The 18,972-nt window shown below is 45.4% G+C and carries 16 protein-coding genes; 1 reads left to right on the top strand and 15 read right to left on the bottom strand.

The features are described 5' to 3' along the window. Positions 1-15: 15 nt before the first annotated feature. The 15 genes from DESOR_RS14395 to DESOR_RS14325 form a co-directional block, all read right to left on the bottom strand. Complete coding sequence (locus DESOR_RS14395; protein WP_014185318.1) at positions 16-417, bottom strand: Zn-ribbon domain-containing OB-fold protein; 402 nt, start codon at positions 415-417, stop codon at positions 16-18. An 11-nt stretch (positions 418-428) separates the two neighbouring features. After that, the gene (locus DESOR_RS14390; RefSeq protein WP_282434419.1) at positions 429-1,577 is read right to left on the bottom strand and encodes an acyl-CoA dehydrogenase family protein; all 1,149 of its coding nucleotides are present in this window, start codon (positions 1,575-1,577) and stop codon (positions 429-431) included. Positions 1,578-1,888: 311 nt separating this feature from the next. Next, positions 1,889-3,034, bottom strand: coding sequence for an acyl-CoA dehydrogenase family protein (locus tag DESOR_RS14385; RefSeq protein ID WP_242832324.1), 1,146 nt, complete (start codon positions 3,032-3,034; stop codon positions 1,889-1,891). Positions 3,035-3,269: 235 nt separating this feature from the next. Then, positions 3,270-3,872, bottom strand: a complete 603-nt coding sequence (locus DESOR_RS14380; RefSeq protein WP_014185315.1) for a TetR/AcrR family transcriptional regulator C-terminal domain-containing protein — start codon at positions 3,870-3,872, stop codon at positions 3,270-3,272. Between the two features lie 97 nt (positions 3,873-3,969). Then, a complete protein-coding gene (locus tag DESOR_RS14375) occupies positions 3,970-5,805 on the bottom strand; it encodes an acyl-CoA dehydrogenase family protein (protein ID WP_014185314.1) in 1,836 nt (611 codons plus the stop codon). Positions 5,806-5,833: 28 nt separating this feature from the next. Continuing rightward, on the bottom strand, positions 5,834-7,063 hold the full coding sequence (locus tag DESOR_RS14370) for a thiolase family protein (protein WP_014185313.1): 1,230 nt from the start codon (positions 7,061-7,063) through the stop codon (positions 5,834-5,836). Positions 7,064-7,348: 285 nt separating this feature from the next. After that, positions 7,349-8,131 (bottom strand): short-chain-enoyl-CoA hydratase, encoded by a 783-nt coding sequence (locus DESOR_RS14365; protein ID WP_014185312.1) that lies wholly within the window; start codon positions 8,129-8,131, stop codon positions 7,349-7,351. 60 nt (positions 8,132-8,191) lie between these two features. After that, positions 8,192-9,046 (bottom strand): 3-hydroxyacyl-CoA dehydrogenase family protein, encoded by an 855-nt coding sequence (locus DESOR_RS14360; RefSeq protein ID WP_014185311.1) that lies wholly within the window; start codon positions 9,044-9,046, stop codon positions 8,192-8,194. A 15-nt stretch (positions 9,047-9,061) separates the two neighbouring features. After that, positions 9,062-9,373: an FAD-dependent oxidoreductase gene (locus tag DESOR_RS14355; protein WP_042331242.1), complete on the bottom strand. Its 312-nt coding sequence runs from the start codon at positions 9,371-9,373 to the stop codon at positions 9,062-9,064. 63 nt (positions 9,374-9,436) lie between these two features. After that, on the bottom strand, positions 9,437-10,630 hold the full coding sequence (locus tag DESOR_RS14350) for a thiolase family protein (RefSeq protein ID WP_014185310.1): 1,194 nt from the start codon (positions 10,628-10,630) through the stop codon (positions 9,437-9,439). 15 nt (positions 10,631-10,645) lie between these two features. Beyond that, positions 10,646-11,872 (bottom strand): thiolase family protein, encoded by a 1,227-nt coding sequence (locus tag DESOR_RS14345; protein ID WP_014185309.1) that lies wholly within the window; start codon positions 11,870-11,872, stop codon positions 10,646-10,648. 37 nt (positions 11,873-11,909) lie between these two features. Further along, on the bottom strand, positions 11,910-12,692 hold the full coding sequence (locus tag DESOR_RS14340; protein ID WP_014185308.1) for an enoyl-CoA hydratase/isomerase family protein: 783 nt from the start codon (positions 12,690-12,692) through the stop codon (positions 11,910-11,912). A 22-nt stretch (positions 12,693-12,714) separates the two neighbouring features. Then, positions 12,715-13,602 (bottom strand): 3-hydroxyacyl-CoA dehydrogenase family protein, encoded by an 888-nt coding sequence (locus DESOR_RS14335; RefSeq protein WP_014185307.1) that lies wholly within the window; start codon positions 13,600-13,602, stop codon positions 12,715-12,717. A 140-nt stretch (positions 13,603-13,742) separates the two neighbouring features. Next, a complete protein-coding gene (locus DESOR_RS14330) occupies positions 13,743-14,933 on the bottom strand; it encodes a thiolase family protein (RefSeq protein ID WP_014185306.1) in 1,191 nt (396 codons plus the stop codon). A 32-nt stretch (positions 14,934-14,965) separates the two neighbouring features. Next, positions 14,966-16,789: an acyl-CoA dehydrogenase family protein gene (locus DESOR_RS14325; RefSeq protein ID WP_014185305.1), complete on the bottom strand. Its 1,824-nt coding sequence runs from the start codon at positions 16,787-16,789 to the stop codon at positions 14,966-14,968. 653 nt (positions 16,790-17,442) lie between these two features. Between DESOR_RS14325 and DESOR_RS14320 the strand changes: the two genes are divergently transcribed. Next, positions 17,443-18,957, top strand: coding sequence for an aldehyde dehydrogenase family protein (locus tag DESOR_RS14320; RefSeq protein ID WP_014185304.1), 1,515 nt, complete (start codon positions 17,443-17,445; stop codon positions 18,955-18,957). Positions 18,958-18,972: the final 15 nt, after the last annotated feature.

Genomic DNA, 18,972 nt, shown 5'->3' with positions numbered 1-18,972 from the left:
CTACCTCCTTTTCGATTAAATTAGTTTATACATAGGGGCTATTAAATCATTGCCTTCCATGTCAGTAAATGCCTTATGCGCTACCAATTCAACTTTCGCACCTATTGGCACATCTTTGGAGTCAAAGCCAGTCAGGTGGGACATCAATTTACCACCGCCATCCAGATCTACTTTGACGATTGTGTATGGAATTTCTCCTTTCCAAAATGGATTCTTGGTATCGACTACAGCAAAGGACGTAATAATGCCGGTTCTCCCTAACATAACTTTATTTAATCCTCCGGTGCTGCATTTAGGGCAAAATTCTGCCGGGGGAAATTGTTTTTCACTGCAGGTTGGACATTGTGTGCCAATAACCTGAATCTTGTCACCGTCGCCTATATACTCAAATACACCTTCTTTAATCGGTATCTCCATATTTTCCCTCCTCAAACTAATGCACTTATTCCTAATTGCTCCCGGGCTACTATGAGTTTCTGAATCTCAGTAGTACCATCAGGAATGCTGAGCATCCGCGCCAACCGGAACAGTTCTTCTAATGGATACTCGGTGCATAGGCCATAGGCGCCGTGAATCTGGATGGCCTTTGATGTAACCCGGACCGCCGCTTCAGTTGCCCAGTACTTCGCCATGGAAGAATAAGAATTAACATGTAGCCCTTCATCAATGACGCTAAGAGCTTTATAAAGAAGCAGTTTTGATGTCTCTATATCAGCCAGCATATCCGTAATCATTTCAGCAATTAACTGAAAACTGCCAATGGTTTTGCCAAACTGCTTTCTATCGCGGGCATATTGACACGCAATTTCATAAGCCTCGTTCATCAGGTTTAAGCCGGTTAAGCCAACAAAGCATCTGGCTACCTGAAAACCTGCCAGTTGGTCTTTCAACCCAGAGCCCTCTGCACTGACAATGTTTTCTTTGGGTACACGACAGTCTTCAAATATGAGTTCTCCAAGAAATTCCTCGCCACCTATGGTTTTTATATGACGGGCCTCAAAAGGAGACTCGCGTTTGTCAACAATAAATCTGGCCAGCCCCTTGGCTCCTTTGGACCGATCTAGTGAAGTTACTACGATTGCAACATCCGCAATGGCACCATTGGTAATAAATAGCTTGTTTCCATTTATTACATAATAATCGCCATCCTCTACCGCCCTGGTTTCAATGAAGGCTGGATTGGATCCTACATTGGGTTCGGTAATGGCGGTGCAGCCGATAAGATCTGCATTTAACAGACCTGGCAGCCACTTTTCACGCTGCGCATCGGTTCCCAACGAGGCAATAGCTCTCGTTACCCCGGTAGATATCATAATTACTGAATTGATGGCCTTGTCTATCTGTTCATACATTAGACCATAGGTCAAATAATCCATTCCGGCTCCGCCGTATTCCTCTTTAACGACGTTTCCCATTATCCCTAAGGGAATTGTCTTTTTTAACAACTCCTGACAGATTTCTTTAGTCATGGACTGTCCTTTAGCCTTAAGACCATCTACAACCGGACGAATATCACGCTTCATAAGTTTTTTTGTTGTGTCGACTAAAAGTTTTTGTTCATCGGTTAGCTTAAAAATCTTACATCACTCCTTTTGCTGCTTTAATTTGTTAATAATTAAGTTTCGCTCATCACCCTTTCATATTTCAAATAGACACGAATAGTTTGTTTTGTACTTCTTCCATAATCATTTAATACGCAAATTGCATGCCATGATCCGCAAAGCATTTGTTCTTTCCTCAAACTTAATAAATACCGGATTTCCGCATCTTTTTCCCTTGTTCGGTTTATCACATAAGATACAACTGTTGTTCTTAATCCAGACAGGATGTGCTGTCCCTGGGACACTCGCTTCCATACTAACCCGTTTTGTTCCTTAAGCGATACCTCTTAAACCCGGTTGGGAGAATACCCCAGTGCGGCATTGGCAACGATTTGTGTATGCATGTTTGAGGTGCCCTCCAGGGTTTCAAACTGCTTACAATCTCTCAAAAACCTGCCGCAGGGATATTCGTTCGAATAACCAAAAGAGCCATGCAATTTCATGCATTCATTGGCGGCATGTACAGCCGCTTTAGCTCCGAATAATTTGGACATGGAGGTTTCCATCTGGTTGGGCAGACCCTGATCCTTCAACCATGCCGCTTTATATACCATGTACTCTAATGCGGCGTGCTCCATCTTCATTTCAGCAATCTGCTGCTGAATTAGTTGATATTTGCCGATGGGTTTTCCAAACTGGCTGCGCTCATTGGCATAACGAATGGAAGCTTCCAGGCAAGCTCCGGACAAACCCAACGAGCCTGCGGAGCACCCTAAACGGGTTCCATTAAGCTGCTGCATACAGATATTAAAACCTTGACCAACATTGCCAAGAATCAATTCTTTAGGGACTCTTACGTTTTCAAACACGATTTCGGCTGTATCAGAAGCCCACAAACCCACCTTATTCTTGATCGCATTGCGTTCAATCCCAGGTAGACTATAATCCATGATGAAACAGGTAATCCCCTTGGCTCCTGCATCTTTATCTGTCTTTACATAGAGCAAACCGTGATCGCATACGGTACCATTTGTGATCCACATTTTATGCCCATTTAGCAGGTAATAATCTCCTTTGTCTTCTGCCCGGCATTTCATGGCTGCCACATCAGACCCCACATCAGCTTCCGTCATGGCAAAACTACCCACATATTCTCCGCTAACAAATTTGGGAATGTAGTGCTTCTTCTGTTCCTCGGCACCAAATTTCTGAATGGTCAAAGCAGTTCCCCAATCCTGCATGTTAAAGGCCATGCGCCACGAGGTATGAACTTTGGACACCTGTTCTATAACCAGGGCTCCTTCTAGCCACCCCATACTGTTACCGCCATACTCTTCATCAATACAGAACCCAAAAAACCCAAATTCAGCCATTTTGTCAAAAATTTCTCTGCGCCAATAATGGTTTTCTTCATCCTGGTCAATATATGGTGCAATTTCGTTTTCGGCAAAATCCTTGGCCATTTTTTGCACCATTTTCTGTTCCTCTGTCAATGCGAAATTTATGATCAACGCCTCCTCATTTATCATTGATTCTAAATTGTGTTGAATGAATATCTAAATAACTATGGCCTATCTGTCCTCCTTTCGAAAGACCCAATATGGAGAAAATTCCACCTTTTTATTTTGATAATACTTTTAGCTTTTATCTGGTACCTTTTTCATTAAAAAAAGGGAAAGTATTATCAAAAATGAATAAACTATCCCTCATTTCTTAGCCGCATAAATTTTAAATTATGTTCTTACATTTTTTTAAACCAAGTGCACCATTAAACAAAGCTAAGACCGGCTCAATCCCGCTCATAAGAGTTCGAGGGCTGCGAGCTATTAACCAATCGACTGTGGCTCTATCTAGGGTACCTAAAATCATTTGCCGGGCTACTTGTGTGTCTATTTTCGGAACTTCTCCACATTTTATGCCTCTCTTAATCACGCCTTCAACGAGACTAAAGTAATTCGCTATCAAACTATTAATTATTAAACGTAACTTAGGATTTAATTGCCTAAGCTCGAAATAAACCACAATTGCCCAAGACCGATTTTGTTCCATATAGGAAAAATGAGTTCGGACAATTACCCGTAAACATTCTTCTGTCGTTTTTACTTGAGAGATCTCCCGGCGCATTTTTTCGATAAAATACTCAATACGTTCCTGAGCGACTCGAATGATGACTTTTTCCTTATTCTCAAAGTACAAATATATTGTTCCAACAGATACCCCCGCTAAACTGGCAATTTTCGAGATCTGACAATTATGAAATCCTGATTCTGCAATGCCCAGAATAGCAGCATCAATAATCCGTTGAGATTTATCTTTAATCTTCACGTACATGGACCCCAATCTTCATTTCATCGTTGATATACCGGTTTGCGTTTTTCTACAAACTCCGAACAGCCTTCTTTGGTTTTGGGGATAGCTGTATTACTATCTAGTATTCAAAAACTTCAACCGGTATATCAAGAGCTGAGGTATCGCCGTCAATGACAATCTCTGCAACCGCCCAGACATTAGGCACTACATTATGCAAGTAGTATTTAGCAGCAGCAACTTTACCTGTGTAGAATTTATAATCAAAGTGACTTGGTCCCACTTCCTGGGCTTTTTTGTCTGCCAAGATCGCCTGATCAAGAATCTGACGTCCACAGAAAAGTTGAGCAGAAGCCGTAAGGATACGACGGGAATAAAGAGGAATCTTGCTTATATTTGTCTTTGAATATTCGGCTATAGCCTTGAGCATAGCTTGATAAGAGTTTAGGGCCTTGCCAAGGATATTGAACTCCTTACTTAAGGATTCGTTATCTTTGTTTGCTGCAAAGAAATCGAACATTTCCTTAACCCAAGCAGCAAAGACTGAGCCGCCCTTCATGTTCATCTTACGGCCGAGCAAATCCATGGACTGGATATAGTTGGTGCCTTCCCAAATGGAGTAGATCTTTACGTCTCGAGCAATTTGGGATACGGGATATTCTTCACAGTAACCATACCCGCCATAGGATTGGAGCGCTTCCCCAATGAGCCACCAGGCTTCGTCGGAAGGATATGCCTTGCAAAGCGGAGTGCAGATTTCAATCAGGTCGTTGGCGGCTTTTCTCACTTCCGGATCGGGATCGCGATGACGTTGGTCAAAAGCCAGATAAACCCTGTACATCATGGCGCGCATTGCTTCAATATGTGCTTTACCCATCATAAGAGTGCGTTTGATATCTTCATGGTTAATAATCGGTACTCGACCGGCCTTAGGATCAGTCAGCAAACGTCCTTGAACTCTCTCTTTAGCATTATCACGGGCATTTGCAAAAGCGTTGATGATACAAGACAGAGCCATGTGACCAGTTTCCATTCGGGCCATATTCATCATTTGGAACATTTGGGTCATACCTTCGCCCTTGCCGTCATTTTCACGCGGATCGATACCCAGCAGCCATCCGCGGCAATTTCCGTTTTCCCCAGCAGCCAGAGAGGCCGTGACTGAACCATGCAGGCCCATCTTATGTTCAACCCCAGTGTTTACAAAATCATTGTCTTCAAGGCTGCCATCTTCGTTGACCCAATACTTGGGAACTACGAATAGTGAGATGCCGCTTGTACCCGGCTTAGCCCCTTCAATACGAGCTAAGTAGAGGTGGATGATATTTTCGGTAAAATCATTGTTCCCGCCTGTAATAAAGATCTTATTGCCCTGGATCTTAAAAACCCGCGGATCATCGGTCGGGTAGGCTTTAGATGAAATATCCCCTACATCGGAACCGGCACCAGCTTCTGTCAGGCACATGGTCCCTGACCAAGTTCCATCCATCATCTTAGAAAGGAACATCCCCTTAACTTTTTCATCGCCAAACGTTTGGATTAAGTTAGCCGCCCCACTGGTCAGCAGAACATAGGGCATAAAGGAGGGGTTAGCAGCACATATCAATTCCCAAACGGCGGCATGCAGCATTTCCGGCAATACCATGGCATCGGGTGATTCATCAATATTGCTGGTACCCCAGCCTTCTTCCTGCAGCTTATGAAAAAGAGGTCCAAAGCCAGGAGGAGTCGTTACTTTGCCGTCAGTAAAAGTAACTGGATGGGTCTCACATGCGCCGTTGCTAGGCTCTATTACTGCCTTGCACATTTTTAGAACTGGTTCAAGAACTGATTTAATATCATCTTTGGAATAATAGTCGGCAAACTGTGGGTAATTAAATACTTTTTCCGTTGGAAGCCATTCTTGGATTATAAATTCAAAATCTCTTATATTGTTTACTGCAAAGTTTGAAGACATCTTTACTTTCCTCCAAATCTAATTCTCTTTATATATCTCTTGTCCACAGAGAAGCCATAGCGGGTCCGCCGCCTACACAAAGAGACGCTCCGCCTGTTGTTTTCCCAAGTCTCTCTAGTTCATAGTAAAGGCTGACAATGATGCGCAGTGCTGTACAACCAACTGGATGTCCCAGTCCGATTCCAGATCCATTACTGTTAATGTTGCCGTCCTGTTCAAAGGTACCCATATTCAAAATGATCCCTGCTTCATCTTTAATCTTCTTAGCAACGCCAATGACTTGGGCTGCAAAGGCTTCGTTGATTTCCCAGTAATCAATGTCTTCATATTTCATTCCGGCTTCTTTCAAGCATTTAGGTATGGCAACAGCGGGGCCTAAACCCATTACCTGAGCTTCTACCCCTTCATCACAGACATTGATCAGTTTCATCAGAGGTTTAATTCCTAATTCTTGAGCCTTTTTCTTGGTCATCAAAACAACAGCTGCAGCAGCGTCATTAAGACCGGATGCGTTGCCGGCCGTTACAACTCCATCGTTAGTAAATGCGGGTTTCAGTTTAGCCAAACCTTCAAGGTTTGCATCCCTTTTAGGATGCTCGTCCTGGGCAAACAAAAATTCTTTCTTTCCCTTTCTAACCGGAACAGGTACAATCTCTCTCTGGAAACGGCCTTCATCAATAGCTCTTACTGCTCTCTGATTGCTAAGAAGTGCCAGTTCATCACATTCCTCTCGGGTAATTCCATACAGTTTAGCAATGTTATCAGCCGTCCCGCCCATGTGGGAGCCAGCCAGTTTGCATACCAGTCCATCAGAAAGCATAGGGTCTTCCATTTTGACATCAGCCATTCTTGCCCCCCACCTCATATTCCTAGAGATATAAGGAACATTGCTCATACTTTCTGTACCGGTTACCAGCGCTATATCGCATTTACCCAATTGAAGTTTCATGGCAGCAATCTCCAAAGCTCTCATGCCTGACGCGCAGTTTTGATTAACCATGGAGGCGCTTGATCTTGGATCCATACCTATTTCCATTGCCACAATACGAGGAGGTAATGAACCATTGCCATGATGCAAGCACATTCCGGCTACAATTTCATCCACCTGTCTTGGTTCAATTCCCGCTCTTTTAATGGTTTCAGCAGCTGCAATCTTAGTCAATTCATTGGCCGGTACCGATACGAGCGAACCTCCATAAGAACCAATCGGTGTTCTGCAGGCGCTTACCATTACAACTTCATTAAGTTCCGTTGCCATAATTAAAAATTCCTCCTTTTGAATTATCATTCACATCATTAGAGTATAGAAAAACAGTCATCTTAGGATATCTTGTTAGATCTAACCCGAATTTTTGGGACATCCGCTTCTTTGATGAGATCATCGCGAAAATCAGGATGAGCAATATTCAACGAATGGTATCGCTAATGACATACCTAACCAGCTATATCATTAGCGATACCATTCGTAGCAACGGAGTTTTTCCTGTCCCTCGAATCTCAAAATATCGGCATCGCTAAAACTTTTTCTTTTTAGAAAGTAAAGTTACTTTCCCTCAAACTTCGGCTTTCTCTTTTCAACAAAAGCACTCATTCCTTCAATCTTGTCAATTGTTGCACAGCACAAACCGAATATATCAGACTCAATGCTCATAGCCGTATCAATATCTACTTGCAAGCCTTTGTTGATGGCATGTTTGGCATAACCAACTGCCAGCGGAGCATTGGCAGCAATTTTCTTAGCAAGGTTCTTTGCTTCATCCATCAATTGGTCGGGTGGATAAACATTGTTTACCAGACCGATTCGGAAAGCCTCCTGGGCATTAATCTTATTAGCTGTGAAAGTAAGTTCTTTAGCGCGTCCTTCGCCAATCAAACGAGGAAGCCGTTGTGTTCCGCCAAAGCCCGGTATAATGCCAAGTCCTACTTCGGGCAGAGCAAAGACCGCAGTTTCCGAGGCTAATCTAATATCACAGGCCATGGCCAGCTCACAACCACCGCCCAGGGCAAAACCGTTAATAGCAGCAATTACAGGTTTTTCCAAAAGTTCTATCTGCCGCATTACTCTCTCTCCTAGATCTGAGAAGAATCTTCCCTCATCTGAAGTAAGTGGAACCATAAAAGTGATGTCGGCCCCGGCCACAAATGCCTTGTCTCCTGCTCCTGTAATGATCATAACCTTAATGTTGGAATCAGATCTTATATCTCTAACAGCTGTTTCAAGCTCGAACAATGCTTCGGAATTAAGAGCATTCAGGGCTTTAGGACGGTTAATATAAAGTGTGGCAAGATACTCTTCTTTCTCCAAAATAAGAGTATTGAATTCCATATTTTGTCCTCCATTCTATCTTGTTGCTATAATCATCCTTGATCGGCCGTTCAATTTCTCTTATCTGCTATAGTCATAGAAGCCCTTGCCTGTCTTTCTGCCCAAGTGTCCAGCACGGACTTTTTGTTTGAATGCCAGTGAAGGTCGATATTTGGAATCGCCAAATTCGTTATAGAAAAATTCACATACTGCTAAGGCAATATCGATTCCAATCATATCAGCTAAGGCCAAGGGGCCCATCGGCATTCCTGCGCCCAATTTCATGGCTTTATCGATTTCTTCGACTGTGGCGATGCCCTCCTGGTAAACATTAGCAGCTTCATTAATATAGGGGACTAAGATGCGATTGACGATAAAGCCAGGACTTTCTTGAGCCTTCACTGGATCTTTACCAATTTTCGTAGACAATTCCATGACTGTTTGCACAACATCATCCTTTGTTACAACGCCGGGAATTACTTCCACTAATTTCATAAGGGGTACCGGATTGAAGAAATGCATTCCCAACACTTTGTCTGGGCGGTTAGTGGCAGCAGCGATCTCCGTAATGCTTAAGGCAGAGGTATTGGATGCTAGAATAGCATTATCCTTACAAATTTCGCTAAGTTTTTTATGAACTTTTTTCTTGATATCAATATTTTCTACAATGGCTTCAATCACAATGTCAACATCTTTAAAATCGTTAATATCTGTGCTGCTGGTCAGCAGAGCATTATAATTTGCCACACTTTCGGCGGTCAGTTTGCCTTTTTCCACAGCCTTGGCCCATACCTTGTTTAAACCTTTTATTGCCTTTTCCACTACTTCTGGAACTACATCGATTAAGACGACGTTATAACCTGCTTCAATGCTTACTTGCGCAATTCCCGCTCCCATTGTGCCGGCACCTAAAACTCCAATTTTTCTAATTTTCATAATTTCCTCTCCTTGTTATGAAATACTTCTCAGGGAAATTGCAACTTCACAACCTACCAAACCGCTGCCGATAACCGCAACCTTATCCCCTACCATAGCCCCGCCCATTAATTGCTTGGCGGTAACAACCTGTTTATGGTTAATCCCGTCTATCGGGGGTATATAATCGCATGAGCCGGTAGCGCAGATAATCGTATCTGCATCCATTACCAGCAATTGCTTAGATGATACGGTGGTGTTAAAGTGTATATTTACACCCAGACGGTTCAACTCCTTCACATTTCCAATCTTAACCGGTTCGAACAATCGGGAATATTTATTACTCATCTAAACACCTTCTTTTATGCCGCACTGACTAACTTTTTTTATTTGTTTGCAATGACTCTCAGGTTAAAGAATAGCTTCAATCAGCACTGAAAGAGACTGTCCTCCATAAGCCGCTACATTTACCAGACCATACCTGGCCCCGTTGCGCTGAAGCCTGTATAGCATATTCACCAGCATCGCCCCGCCAGTGGCCGCTCCTGCGTGCCCATAGGCCAAACTTCCACCATCGACGTTGGTTATTCCGGCTGCTGAAGCTCCTATCATTTTTGCTACGGCAACGGAAAATGCCGCTGAGTGCTCATGAAGGTCAATAAAATCCAACTCATCCATGCGGATACCCGCATAATTCAAAGCCTTCTGCATTGACTTGATCGCGATTTTCTCAATCTGAGTTGGATTCCCAGCAGCAATTCCAAACCCTAATACTCTTGCCATAGCCTTACAACCCAATTCCCCGGTTCTTTGGGAGGATAATAGAACGATGCTGGCGGATCCATCGGCAAGTGGAGCCAGATTTCCTTTAGTTGAAGTCCCGCCGGAATTGATTGCTGGCAAGGAAATCAATTTATCAATGTCGGAGAACGCCTTCAACCCTTCATCTGCTTCGACAATAACCTCGCTCTTTTTCCCCTTTTTCGTGATAATGGTGATGGCATCTTTCATAAAGCCGTTCTTGACCGCTTGCGAAGCCTTTTCTTTACTCGTCTGAGTGTACATATCGAGTTCATAACGGGTGATTCCATTATTCACAGCTATAATATCGGCGACATTAGCTGCTGCCAATTTACCGTATATATCAACCGGCTGAGCGTTTGTTTCCACTTCTGCCTTCTGGTCGTGAAAGCAAAGATTGTTTGATCCAAAATGATATCGGGGATGATGAATATAGTACGGCGCCTGGCTGTTGGTCTCCACACCCCCGGCGAGAATTCCCTGGTATTCTCCTGACGCAATCTTATTAAATCCGCTGACAATCGTTTGCAGCGCCCCGGCACATAAGGCATTCATGGTAAAACCGGCTGGGTTCTCATCCAGCCCGGCTAGGAGCCAGCCATGCCTGCCCACATTAGCTGGGAGACTGGTTTGCATCGCTTCACTGTAAATGCTGACATCCAGTTTTAAGGAATCAATCCCTGCCCTGGCTACTGCTTCCTTCATGGAGCAAGCCGCCAGATCTTGGCTCCTCTGATCAGCCAGGGATCCCTTGTAGAGTCCAAAAGGTGTACGCGCCGCGCCGACAATTACTACTTCTTGCATTGAAACCCCTCTTTCCTACGCCAAGCGTTCTATGATACCGGCCACCCCGATACCTCCACCACAGCACATCGTCGATAACCCGTACCTGCCTTCGATGCGCTCCAGTCCATGAAGCAACTTGGTGGTAATAATAGCTCCACTGCCTCCCAGAGGATGGCCAATTGCAATCGCTCCACCCCATAGATTCACGTGTTGATCAAGCCATTCATCGGAAACACCCCACTGGTCTTTCCACTCCCGGAAAACAGCCAGACTCTGACCGGCAAATGCTTCGTTTAGTTCAACAGCATCGATGTCCTTCAAGGTGAGGCCCGCTTTTTGCATGGCAATCGTTACCGCCGGCACCGGTCCTCTTCCCATAATGGTGGGATCAACTCCGGCGATGCCTGCTGATACAAATCTGGCCCGGGGTTTTATTCCCAGTTGATCAGCCTTTTCCCGAGACATGATTAAAGCCACAGCCGCCCCGTCATTTCGCCCTGATGAATTACCGGCGGTTACGGTTCCGTCCTTCTTAAATGCCGGTTTCAGTTTGCCCAGAGCTTCCATGCTTGTGACGCGTGGATACTCGTCCACAACAAAAGTACCGGTGCTGCCATCCGCTTTCTGATACTTTATCGGTACAATTTCCGCTTCGAAATCGCCATTGGCAATCGCTTTGAGAGCCCGGTCTTGACTGCGAAGTCCAAAGACATCCTGTTCTTCACGGGAAATATGAAACCTGTCTACAAGATTTTCCGCCGTTATTCCCATGGGTATATTGCCGTAGCGTTCCACCGGTGCGGCACCGGGGCCCCCGGAAACAATTGAATCCAATAATTGCACAGGCCCGGTGCCAAATGCTTGATTGCTGTTATATGACAAAAAAAACTCCCCGCCACTCATCGATTCAACACCGCCAGCCAGGATTATCTCGGCAAAACCATTCCTGATAAACTCGGCCCCTTCTTCTATGGAAAGCAATCCCGACCCGCAGGCCATGGTTACGCAGGCAGCAGGAACTTCTTCCGGCAGTCCAATCTTAAGGGAAACATTTCTGGCGATATTGGCAGCTGCTGTATTTTGCTTTACCTGACCAAGAATAACATAGTCATACATTTCCGGTTTTACTTTGGATTTGTTGCGTTCTACCACTACTTCAGCTACCTGGACAATCAGATCCAGGGCCGGAACATCTTTAATCGTGCCTCCGTGCTTGCCCACGGCGCTTCTTGCCATGTCTACAATGACAACTTCACGCATAACAATTCCTCCTCGTTCAACATGGAAAACTCAATTTCTATTTTCCCTGGTAAAATGGTTTTCTCTTTTCCAGGAATGCCTTCATCCCTTCCTTCTGGTCGTCACTGGCGAACGCCAGGGAGAAGCAGGCGTTTTCTATGGACTCGGCGGTATAACTATCCATATTCATGGCGTTCTCCAGGGCATATTTAGCCAGTCCTAAAGCAACGGAACTATGTTTGGCTATATCTTTTGCCATGTTTAATGCCTCTTCCATCAGATTTTCATCGGGCACCACCTTATTGATCAGATTAATTCTTAATGCCTCTTGGGCTGATATGGGCTTCCCGGTAAAGACCAGCTCTTTGGCTTTGCCTATACCTACCAGTTTGGGCAGGCGGGAAAGCCCTCCCCCGCCTGGAATGATGCCTATATTAATCTCGGACTGACCCATTTTAGCCGATTCTGCAGCAATACGAATATCGCAACTCAGAGCTAATTCACATCCGCCTCCCAAAGCAAAGCCGGCAATAGCTGCAATGATTGGTTTTCTGGAGCTCATCATTTTGGCGGAAAGTTCCCACAATGAGATGCGGTTAAACGCCTCATGAGCCGTCTGATTCACCATGGCCGCAATGTCCGCACCTGCCGAAAAGACCTTATCTCCCCCGGTTATAATAATTGCGCGCACACCCGGATCGGGTTCCCATTCGGCAATGGCCTGGTATACCTCCTGACGCAGGACATAATCGATCGCATTGCGCACTTCGGGACGGTTTAAGGTAATCAACCCAACCTTTTCCTGTTCAAGTCTTTCTACCAGAATGGTAGTGTAAGTCATGACCTTCACCTCTTCTACCGAATTAAAACTGCACATCGGTGCGGGGTTTTTTCTCGCCTGAGGTATAGTCATACCACCCTTTTCCCGTCTTCCTACCCAAGTCGCCCGAGATATTAAGTTTTTCCAGAGTAGCATTGGGTGCAAAACGAGAATCTTTATATCCTGCATAAAGGGTGGAAGCTACGTTAAATCCAACGTCCAATCCGACAAAATCGGCCAGTTCAAAGGGTCCCATCGGATGGTTTAATCCAAATTTAATAGCTTTGTCGATATCTTCAATGGTCGCCACCCCTTCTTCCATACAACGGTAGGCTTCATTTCTGAAGGCAGCGTTGATCCGGTTGACGATAAAGCCAGGAACGTCCTTGGAAATTACGGTTACCTTGCCCATCTTCTCTGCGATTTCAGTGGTGACTTTAACAGCATCATCGGAAGTTTTAATTCCTCGGATAATTTCGCAAAGCTTCATTACCGGCACCGGACTGAAGAAATGCATGCCAATGAACTTGTCGGGTCTTTTTACCGCTGCAGCTATTTTGGTGATGGGAATTGACGAAGTATTGGTAGCCAGGATGGTTTCTGGGGAGCAGATTTCATCTAGTTTCTGAAAGATTTCTTTCTTCAGTTCAAAGTTTTCAAAAACCGCCTCAATAACCATTTCGCAATCCTTTGCATCATCCAGGCTGGTGCTGGGAACGATTAGAGCTAGGGCTGCGTCCATGTCTGTCTGAGCCATTTTCCCTTTATCTACGTTCTTGTCCAGTATCTTCTTAATTCCGGCAATTCCATTTTCCACTGCTGGCTCAGAAATATCATAGAGGCGAACTTTATACCCTGCCTGGGCAGCCACCTGGGCAATACCGGCTCCCATAAATCCCGCTCCGACGATCATGATTGTTTTTCCTTCCATCTTTATGCCCTCCGTATTGTTTGTTTTTGTTTGGTAATTGATTTCGCGGCCGGCCTGCTTCAGTTAATGCTGCCTATCGGCCTGCTTTTTTGTTTAATACCTACTGCACTAAACCATGATTAAGATTAACCCTACCTCATTTATTTGTCGCCAATCCATTCCCAGATGGCCGCAACTCCCTGGCCATGTCCGACGCACATGCTCTCAACCGCGTATTTGGCGCCGTAGAAGGGCATTTCATGCATCAAAGTAGTGGCTATACGAGCTCCGGTGCACCCCAAGGGATGGCCCAATGATATTCCACTGCCCCGTGGATTAAGCAAGGGATGATTTCTAATACCCAATTCCCTGGTGCAATACACCGCCTGGGCGGCAAAAGCTTCGTTTATTTCCCAGATATCAATTTGGTCCATGGTCATCCCCGCCTGCTTCAGTACCATTGGAATAGCTACTGCCGGGCCAATCCCCATGTAAGCAGGATCAACCCCAATAGCCTTATAGCCTATGAGCTTCATCTTTGGCTTTAGACCCAGTTCCTGGAATTTTTCCTTGCTGGCCACCAGTACCACTGCCGCGGCGTCATTGGTCTGACTGGCGTTTCCTGCAGTTACGGTTGCTTTATCATCTTTCAAGAAAACCGGTTCCATCTTGGCCAAAGACTCCAGGTTTGTGTCGGGCCTGATCCCCTGATCACGATCAACGATCATCTTTTGGGTTCCGCCGTCCTTGGTCGGCGCTTCCACTTCGATCGGCAGGATTTCCGCTTGAAAGAGGCCGTCCATTGTGGCCTTGTGCGCTTTGGCGTGGCTCTCGTAAGCCATTAAATCTTGTTCTGCGCGGATGATACCATATTTACGCGCAACCATTTCCGCCGTCCAACCCATGCTCTTCATATTTTCGTCGGTAAATTCACCCAGGCGCGGGTTATGCAGGCTGCCGGTTCCCATGGGCACATGGGTCATATGTTGGACTCCACCGGCAATGAGCATTTCCGACCCCCATCCCATGTTAATCTCTGCCACTGCGTTAAAAATGGTCTGTACCCCGGAAGAGCAAAAACGGTCAACGGTGCAGCCCGGTACGCTGTAGGGGAACCCCGCCATGATGGTGGCATAGCGCCCAATGTTACCTGCCATATCATTGATTAAGGCGGTCCCTCCCAGTATTATTCCGTCAACCTGATCTTTTTTGTCTTCCAAGCCTGCTCTTTTCATTAATTCATTCATTACCAATGCGGCCATGTCGTCGGCTCTCAGATTGGCAAACCAAGAGTTTTTCCCAGCCTTGGCTATCCCGGTGCGAACGCTTTCCACTAAATAAATCTCTCTCATTGTTGATGTGCCCTCCTCTTATCAAAAATCGCTTAATTGACTATTAAAATGTCTTCCGGAACTTCCAGTACTGTGGTGTCAGCATTTTTAATAATTCCGGCCAGGGTGAATACATTGGGCAGAGAGTTGTTCACATAGTACTTGGCGCTGGCAATTTTGCCCGTGTAGAAGTTGACTTCGTAATGGTCGGCGGGCAGACCATTCAATGTTCTTACCGCGATGATCGCCTGCTCTATCAAGCACATAGCCACATAGAGCTGGGCGAATACAAACAGGGCTCTGATCGCATAAACATTGACCAGTTCCCCCTTTTTGTCCTTTTCCGCCTGCCAGGCGTAGATTATCTCTTTAACTTCTTCCGCCGCCTTATAAGCTTTATCCAGGGTTTCCATTTCTTTTTCCAATCCAGATGCGCCATGGTTGGCATCAATAAAGGCTTTAATAGTTGCCATCCACTTTTTAAAGGGCTCCGCTTTTTCCATAGTCATTTTCCGCCCCACCAGGTCATTGCCATGAATGAAGGAAGTGCCTTCCCAAATCGTCAGGACTTTGGAGTCACGGAAGTACTGTTCTACCGGATATTCCTTGGTATATCCCACTCCTCCCAGAACTTGAATGGCTTCGGCAGTCATTAGAACAGTTGATTCACTGCCATAACACTTTATAATCGGGGTTAATATGGCGGCAAAGTCGGCATAATCTTTGGCTTTGGCTTTATCTTCAGAGTTTTCCGCAATGTCCAGGAAGTAGAAGCCCTTAAATATCATCGCCCGTATCCCTTCGGTGTGGGCTTTCATATCCAAAAGCATTCTCCGTACATCAGAATGCTTAATAATGGGCACTCGCTCCCCGCTTTTGTACCCTTGTATGCGTTCCGCAGCATATTGAGACGCTAAGGCATAGGCAGCAGCAGCCTGATTGTTAGCATTGTGACCGGTGCCTATTCTTGATTCGTTCATCATGTTAAACATCATGGCCAATCCTTTGGAGCGCCCCTTTTCATCAGGGGGAGATCCTACCATAATTCCATAACACTCGTCGTTTTCGCCGTAGTTCAACATACAGGTGGCCGACCCATTCAGTCCGGTTTTGTGTTCGATGGCAATAGTGGTTACGTCATTGGGTTTGCCCAGACTGCCGTCGTCGTTGACCCAAATTTTAGGCACGATATACAGTCCCAACCCGGATGATCCCTTAGCCCCTCCTACAGGACGAGCCAGAACCATGTGAATCACGTTGTCGCATAAAGATCCATCACCGGCAGTAATAAACATTTTGGTACCTTTGATCTTATAAATCCGGGGATCGTCGGTGGGATAGGATCTGGCCAGGGCGTCGCCTACGTCGGATCCGGCTGACGGTTCGGTAAGGTTCATAGTTCCCTGCCATTCACCGGTCAGCATCTTGGGAATGAAACGTTTCTTGTCGGTTTCGGTTCCAAAGGTTAGAATCAAGTTGGCCGCACCGGATGTCAATTTAACATTTGAACCCATAGCCGGGCAGGCGGCGGATATCATCTCTGCCACCGCCTTATACAACACCAGGGGCATTCCTCCCTCTACTTCCACACACTCGCTGGAAGAGCCCCAGCCGTTTTTTTGTATGAACTGGAAGACTTCCCGGTATCCGGGGGGGTTGGTTACAACCCCGTTTTCAAACTTGACCGGGTTCTTATCTCCCTCTGCATTAATAGGGACGACCATCTCTTTGGCCACTTTATACCCTTCTGTCAATATAGGATCTATTTCGTCCATGCCGTAATAATCTTTGAATCGCTTGCAGGCAAATACTTCTTCTGTAGGCAGCCATTCCTTTAAGATAAACTTTAAGTCTCGGACATTGTATTTAAATTCCATTTCCTCTCCTCCTTAAAGAACTGATAACTGTGAATTTATCCAGGTATTGTTCGGTAAAGACGAGTTTATCTATCGTTCTTCGTATTCCACCCATCACCACCGAAATTAAGGAAAAAAATAGACAACATATCTAATAAACCCCTAACTAAGCAAATATTGTGCCAGCACAAGAACTTACAGTATAAAACTTCATCCACCAGTCCTTTCTTTTATCTTGATCCTTAACCAGCCTGCGGGAATATGAAGCGGCTGCCGCTGAAGATAGAACATTTATATATAGCGGTGTTTAATCCATATAATATACATCTGGCAGTTTGTGCCAGATGTAGTACACCCTGTCTGAATTTAGAACAACAGTTGTATCTTTTGTGATAAACAGGACAAGTGAGAAGGCACTTAAAACAGGTATTTATTAAGTTTGAGCAAAAACATTAATCTAATCGGCTTTTTGGTACGTTATTTGCTATTAAAATTAAATCAATAGCCAAGAACCTTAAAACAAAATACTATTGAAAGGAGGCCATGGCAGAAATCTAGGCAAGGCATGATAGTGATTGAGAGCGGGATCAATATTACCAAAACTTTTAGGGATATAAGGTTAATCAATGGATTTAGTTGAGGCGGCAACCTAATTTGATAGGGGGTTTATTTAAATGGCCAGCATATTAGAGTACCAGCATTTTATTGACGGCGCCTGGACTCCGGGAGAGTCGGGAGAGGTGATGGACGTCATAAATCCTTCTAACCAGGAAGTTGTGGCTAGAGTTCCCCGGGGAACCAAAGCCGATGTTGACAAGGCTGTGGAATCCGCCCACAGGACCTTCGAATCAGGTATTTGGTCAGAAAAATCGGTTGAAGAACGAGCGGCGGTTTTGATGAAAGCAGGTGGGTTGCTTATGGCCAATAAAGCCAAGTTGGCCTATCTGGAGTCATTGACATCCGGGGGAACCATTCGCCGCACCTTTGGTGTTGATCTGGCATCGATAATTGGTACAGTTTTTACAGTAGCCACAATCTTAAAACAACTGCCTAAAGCCGAATATGCCAGTATGCAGGTTGCCGGTCTGCCTATGCACAGCTACTGGAAGCGTGAGCCGATCGGAGTTTGTGCAGGTATATGCCCCTGGAATCTTCCTCTGTTGATAACCAACAACAAAATAGCTCCGGCCATCGCCATGGGCAACAGCATTGTGATTAAACCGGCCAGCATTACCCCGGTTACTGCGTTAGAAATTGCCAGAATATTCAAAGAAGCAGGTCTGCCAGACGGGGTACTCAATGTAGTCACCGGCCCGGGCTCTGCAGTTGGTAATTACCTGGCTGGACATCCTCTAGTTGATAAGGTTAGTCTGACCGGCTCCACCGAAGTTGGACGGCAAATCATCCGCCAGTCTGCTGATACTATAAAGAGGGTTACCGTGGAACTAGGGGGCAAATCTCCAATATTAGTCCTTGATGACGCCGACATGGAGGTTGCCACCGTAATGGGTTTACTGGCATTCCTGCTTCATAGCGGGCAGGCCTGTGAATCGGGGACCAGGTTATTTGTGCCGCGGCATATGCAGGATGAACTGGTGGACAGGATGGTAACTAAGATCAAGAAAATGCGAATTGGTGATCAAATGCTTAAGGAAACTGATCTGGGGCCCATTGCCAATGAAGATCAGGTCCAGACCATTATGAGATATGTTAAGATAGGCCAGCAAGAAGGCGCCCAGCTCGCTTGCGGCGGAAACCGGTTAACTCATGGCATCTACGAAAAAGGATTTTTCTTTGAGCCCACCATATTCATGAACTGCAACAACCAGATGACTCAGGTAAGAGAAGAAATATTCGGCCCGGTTCAGTGTGTAATTCCGTATGATGACTTGGATGAAGCCATTGCCATGGCCAATGACTCTATTTATGGCCTGGGCGGAGGAGTGTGCACTACCGATGCTGGTCGAGGACAAAAGATAGCTAATAAGCTGCGCACAGGAACAGTTTGGATCAACAACTGGCATGCCCTGCGTCCAGATGCACCTTTTGGCGGCTACAAGCAAAGCGGCTATGGGCGTGAATGTTGTTACCATGGTCTTTTAGCCTATAGCGAAGTAAAACATATCTGCATGGATCTTACTCCGGATGGTGCAGAGAAGCATATAGCCGAAGTTATCGGCTGCCATTAATTAAACTATGTGGAT

This window comes from Desulfosporosinus orientis DSM 765 (assembly GCF_000235605.1).
Lineage (GTDB): Bacteria > Bacillota > Desulfitobacteriia > Desulfitobacteriales > Desulfitobacteriaceae > Desulfosporosinus > Desulfosporosinus orientis.
This window is presented reverse-complemented; position numbering and strand designations above follow the sequence as displayed.

Coding starts and splice junctions, on each gene's coding strand:
- DESOR_RS14395 (WP_014185318.1), bottom strand. CDS start 417: ATGGAGATACCGATTAAAGAAGGTGTATTTGAGTATATAGGCGACGGT.
- DESOR_RS14380 (WP_014185315.1), bottom strand. CDS start 3,872: ATGTACGTGAAGATTAAAGATAAATCTCAACGGATTATTGATGCTGCT.
- DESOR_RS14375 (WP_014185314.1), bottom strand. CDS start 5,805: ATGTCTTCAAACTTTGCAGTAAACAATATAAGAGATTTTGAATTTATA.
- DESOR_RS14370 (WP_014185313.1), bottom strand. CDS start 7,063: ATGGCAACGGAACTTAATGAAGTTGTAATGGTAAGCGCCTGCAGAACA.
- DESOR_RS14365 (WP_014185312.1), bottom strand. CDS start 8,131: ATGGAATTCAATACTCTTATTTTGGAGAAAGAAGAGTATCTTGCCACA.
- DESOR_RS14360 (WP_014185311.1), bottom strand. CDS start 9,046: ATGAAAATTAGAAAAATTGGAGTTTTAGGTGCCGGCACAATGGGAGCG.
- DESOR_RS14355 (WP_042331242.1), bottom strand. CDS start 9,373: ATGAGTAATAAATATTCCCGATTGTTCGAACCGGTTAAGATTGGAAAT.
- DESOR_RS14350 (WP_014185310.1), bottom strand. CDS start 10,630: ATGCAAGAAGTAGTAATTGTCGGCGCGGCGCGTACACCTTTTGGACTC.
- DESOR_RS14345 (WP_014185309.1), bottom strand. CDS start 11,872: ATGCGTGAAGTTGTCATTGTAGACATGGCAAGAAGCGCCGTGGGCAAG.
- DESOR_RS14340 (WP_014185308.1), bottom strand. CDS start 12,692: ATGACTTACACTACCATTCTGGTAGAAAGACTTGAACAGGAAAAGGTT.
- DESOR_RS14335 (WP_014185307.1), bottom strand. CDS start 13,602: ATGGAAGGAAAAACAATCATGATCGTCGGAGCGGGATTTATGGGAGCC.
- DESOR_RS14330 (WP_014185306.1), bottom strand. CDS start 14,933: ATGAGAGAGATTTATTTAGTGGAAAGCGTTCGCACCGGGATAGCCAAG.
- DESOR_RS14325 (WP_014185305.1), bottom strand. CDS start 16,789: ATGGAATTTAAATACAATGTCCGAGACTTAAAGTTTATCTTAAAGGAA.
- DESOR_RS14320 (WP_014185304.1), top strand. CDS start 17,443: ATGGCCAGCATATTAGAGTACCAGCATTTTATTGACGGCGCCTGGACT.